The sequence below is a fragment of the Sphaerochaeta sp. S2 genome, assembly GCF_016406725.1.
In the GTDB taxonomy this organism is placed as follows: Bacteria; Spirochaetota; Spirochaetia; order Sphaerochaetales; family Sphaerochaetaceae; genus Sphaerochaeta.
Genome location: NZ_JAEKNT010000083.1, coordinates 1 through 4,332, shown reverse-complemented (window position 1 = coordinate 4,332; position 4,332 = coordinate 1). Strand labels below are relative to the sequence as shown.

At 37.5% G+C, this 4,332-nt stretch carries 4 protein-coding genes; 2 read left to right on the top strand and 2 right to left on the bottom strand.

What is annotated here, in order from left to right; genetic code table 11:
- On the bottom strand, positions 1–418 hold a 418-nt coding region (locus JF818_RS02135), incomplete at its 3' end, for a ferritin family protein (protein ID WP_198890344.1).
- Positions 419–585: 167 nt separating this feature from the next.
- On the opposite strand from JF818_RS02135, the gene JF818_RS02130 reads away from it, so the two are divergent.
- Entirely contained in the window at positions 586–1,314 is a 729-nt protein-coding gene (locus JF818_RS02130) for an HNH endonuclease (RefSeq protein ID WP_198890343.1), read from the top strand.
- A gap of 121 nt (positions 1,315–1,435) precedes the next feature.
- Positions 1,436–2,644 (top strand): DNA (cytosine-5-)-methyltransferase, encoded by a 1,209-nt coding sequence (dcm, locus tag JF818_RS02125; protein WP_198890342.1) that lies wholly within the window; start codon positions 1,436–1,438, stop codon positions 2,642–2,644.
- A gap of 43 nt (positions 2,645–2,687) precedes the next feature.
- On the opposite strand, the gene JF818_RS02120 is transcribed toward dcm, so the two are convergent.
- Complete coding sequence (locus JF818_RS02120) at positions 2,688–4,070, bottom strand: Sau3AI family type II restriction endonuclease (RefSeq protein ID WP_198890341.1); 1,383 nt, start codon at positions 4,068–4,070, stop codon at positions 2,688–2,690.
- Positions 4,071–4,332: the final 262 nt, after the last annotated feature.

The following is a 4,332-nucleotide window of genomic DNA, read 5'->3' as shown; positions in this document are numbered from 1 at the left end:
GCTTAAGCATCTCCTTGAGTACTTCATAGTGACGTTTCTCTTCTGAGAGGATAAGCGAGAGAGCTTTCTTGGCTTCTTCATCTGTTACCTGTGGAAGTTGTTCCTTGTAGAACTCTATGCTCTTCTTCTCTACAGCCAGGGCTTCTTCGTAGGCAGGAATCTGATCAGTTGCAGAGGGAAATGAATCTGGGTCGAATGCCTTGAAGACTTTCTTTGCTGCTTCTATTACCGTGGTATTAACTGCTACTGGTGCACTCTTCTTCTGTAGGGCACGGAAATAACTTTCATGTTTCTTTTCGTCATCAGCGAGCATCTTGAAGATGTTTGCAAAACCTTCGTCTGGTGCCTTTTTTGCAAGGTCAGTATAGAACTGAATACCTTCCTGTTCCAGTTTAATTGCTACTTCAAATAGGTCCATGGATGTCCTCCTAATGTCCATAGTATAGGTAGGATATGGTGAGAAGGCAAGGGAAAGAAGCCAGTTCATTGTTGGAGGTTTCTTGTAAAGTAGAATGTCCTCTGAGTTGATGATTGTGGTTGCATTACCCTGGATGTATTGTAGACTTACTGAGGGAAGTGAAACATATGCAACAAGAATACTTTGAAAGATATCTAGTGGAGATTCGCAAAAAGAAAGCTTCGACAGCACGACACTACCAAGAATCAATGAGGAAAATAAGTCAGGTACTTCATCAGCTGGGGTATCTAGAATTTGAAGAGACTCTTTATGATATTGATTCATATTATGATTTAAAGCGAATTGAAGATATTTTAAAGAGCAATCAAGAATTTATTGACTTAGATGAGCGAGGTAACCGCATGTATACTGCAGGATTACATCGTTATATGGAATTCGTCGAAGGTCAAAAATTTGATGCAGTACCGAATCCACTCTCTTTAATAGATTGTCCTATCCCTATTCATTATAATAAAAAAGTTTATGCAAAAGAAGTTCCGAGTAGAGATCGTGTAATAGTCCGGCAAGTATTATTATCTGAAAAGTTTCTATGTGAATCAAATACGTCTCATTCTACTTTTACTTCGAGGAAATATAGGACTCCATATATGGAAGGACACCATTTAATACCCATGAATCTGCAGGCCCATTTTAATGTGAGCTTAGATGTATATGCAAATATTATTTCTTTATGTCCGACATGTCATAGACTTCTACATAATGGGATAAGACAAGAGCAGAAACCTGTACTGAAAAGACTTTTCGATGAGCGACAAGATCGTCTAGTTGAATCTGGGATTAGACTTGGAAAGAATGAATTCCTAGAGATTGTTGCTGAAAGTGTGAAAGTCATCTGAGTTCTATTAAATAACCTTAATAGTATCATAAACAAACTTTGATAAAATTCGATATTCCCACTAGATCGATTAGCTCAGATTGAGTATACTGATTACAATATGATTAACATTTGGTGGTTCTATGTCTAATAAGAAAAAATATAGTGTTGTTGAGCTTTTTGCTGGTGTAGGTGGGTTTCGAGTTGGGCTAGAAGCAGCTGGCAAATGGGATGTTGTTTTTGCAAATCAATGGGAACCAGGTAAGAAGAACCAATGGGCCTTTGATTGCTATACTTCACATTTTACAACTGGTATCCATTCAAATGAGGATATTGCCCAAGTAAAAGCTGAAGATATTCCTAACCATACTCTACTTGTTGGAGGGTTCCCCTGCCAAGATTATTCTGTAGCAGCAACTCTAGCAAAAGGAATTCAGGGAAAGAAAGGGATACTCTGGTGGGAAATACGGAGAATCATTGAAGCGAAAGAGCCACAATTCATTTTGCTAGAGAATGTAGATAGATTGATTAAATCACCAGCGAATCAAAGAGGAAGAGACTTCGCGATAATATTGTCATGCTTGAATGCACTTGGATATGTAGTTGAATGGCGTGTCATTAATGCGGCAGACTATGGATTTCCTCAACGAAGGAGGAGAACCTTTATATTTGCGTCGAAAACAAATGAAAAAGTTTCTTCATTATATACGTCTGATGCTGAAAGTGTCCTACTCAAAAAAGGATTCTTTGCACAAGCTTTCCCAGTTGAACAGGATAAACCCCTGCATCAAGTTGATATACCTGAAGATTTAGTAAAGATCACAAACGAATTTTCAACGCTTTTCAGTAATTCAGGGTTTAGTTACGATTTTAGGTGTTTCCATCTTCATACGGTCCCAATTCATGTTCAAGGTGGACGTACTCTCGGTGATATTCTTGATAAAGAAGTAGATGAATCTTTTTATTTAGATGATCAAGATTTAGAAAAGTGGAAATATATGAAGGGTTCAAAAAGAGAGGTCAGAAAAACAAGGGATGGTTTTGAGTATAATTACACCGAAGGAGCGATTCCTTTTCCAGAATTTCTTGATCGCCCAAGTAGGACGATGCTTACCTCTGAATCTACAAAAAACCGGTCTACTCACGTAATACGAGATCCTCATACAAATCGTTTGCGATTACTTACCCCTCAAGAGTGTGAAAAACTTGACGGATTCGAACCAGGTTGGACCGCTACCGGAATGCCCCTTAGAATGCGTTATTTTTGTATGGGTAATGCATTAGTTGTTGGACTGATTGAAAAGATGGGGTTAATGTTACTCAAGTATGGTAAGGATTTTAAACTATTATAGATAGGTGGAGTTTCTAGTTTTTGCAAATGAAACATCCCGTATATCATTTTCCTATAAGTATGCTGTTGATGTAACTTCTATTAAGCCAGAAACTCTTTTTCTTCTCCATTGTCCCTTGAGGCGTCTGCATAAGATCATAGGAATCACGAGCATGAGGACGGACATGGGCAATCATATCTTCGCTTGATTTGAAAAAGTTATCATAGATACCGTCTGCAATTTTTTGTTTAGTATCTTGCCAAACCTGTTCTACAACTCGAAGGTCCTTTTCCGGCATATTCCATAAAAATACACTTTCAAGTCTATAAGGCTCAGTAGGATTATTGTGTCTGAAGACGATAAAAAAGAATTTGCTTGTAAGCTCAAGATAGAAATCACTATCCTCCCATTCTTGAGTAATAATTTCTTTATATCGAATTTGTTTGAATGACATTGATTCTTTACACTTTCCATTTGCTTCAATTCGAATTGTTTTTATTTGTATACCGGCTGCTTGGAACTCATAAATTTGTTGATTTTTTGTGGCACCAAGAATTTGTTTTGCCAACAATGCATAGAAATTTTTAATCTTCGGGGTATAGGGCATGTTAACAAGAGAACAGATCTTTTGGGTGTCCATTCCAATATATGGATGAAACCTTTTTTGGATAACCTGGCCAAGATCTGCATCTGGACGTTTATCTATATGGAAATATGAAATCTCTCGGTTCTTTTTTCGATTCTTTAGAACTTGGTAAATATGGTTTACGTACTGAACTTTAAAACAGAAGGCTCTAGCATGAGCCAATAATTCCGAATAGGGTTGGGTTCTCTGAGACTTGTCTCTTGTAGATCCTTTTGTACATGCCCCTAAGTAAAGGGTGTCCCCTTCGGAGATTTCATGTGCTCGTCCTTCTCTGACCTTGTTAACGATGAGTTCCCAATCTTCCCTAATTTGTGCTCCATCTTCTCTAATACAATCCCAAATATCAACCAGAGGGATATCTAGATTGCAAAAATCTTTAATTGAATCATGGAAATAGAATACAAGCAGGATAATATGATTCTTTTCTAGAAAATGAGAACTGTCGAAGGATTCATTAACGATACTCATAAAATCCATTAATCCAAGGACAACTCGTTCTTTTGCACGAACTTGTCCATTTGCAAGCCTTTTCAAAGGCGCTGTTTTTAGTTCTAACCCGGCTTCTTCGAAATCGGCTCTAGAAAAGGAGTTATTAACTGTTCCGAAGTATACTTCTTCTAAATAATTACCAAATCCACCTTTTCCTGAATACGTTTTCTCAGGAATTTCCATCCCCTCGGTTACTAAACTACCACCATACATTTTATCTTTATCAAGAGCTTCAGCAACCGAAAAACCTTCAAGTTTCCTAGCAAAGTCAAGGATTGATTCTTTTGATTTAGAATCATATAAAAGTCGCATATAAAATCACACCTTATAATCAATTAAATTCACTCATAGCTATAGTACTATTGTTTAATCCTCAACGCAACTGTTAAAATTGGATAGAATATTCTCATTGGGAAGTGATAATGTCTTGAGATAACGGAAGGGATTTTGTCACATTAGCACAGGAAGGGGATTTCTTGCCTGTCTTTGTGGTATAGTCCAGGCTGCAAGAAAACAAGAGGGGTTGGTTCCAAAGTTTTAGACGACAAGTGAACCAACCCCCACCCAATTACAG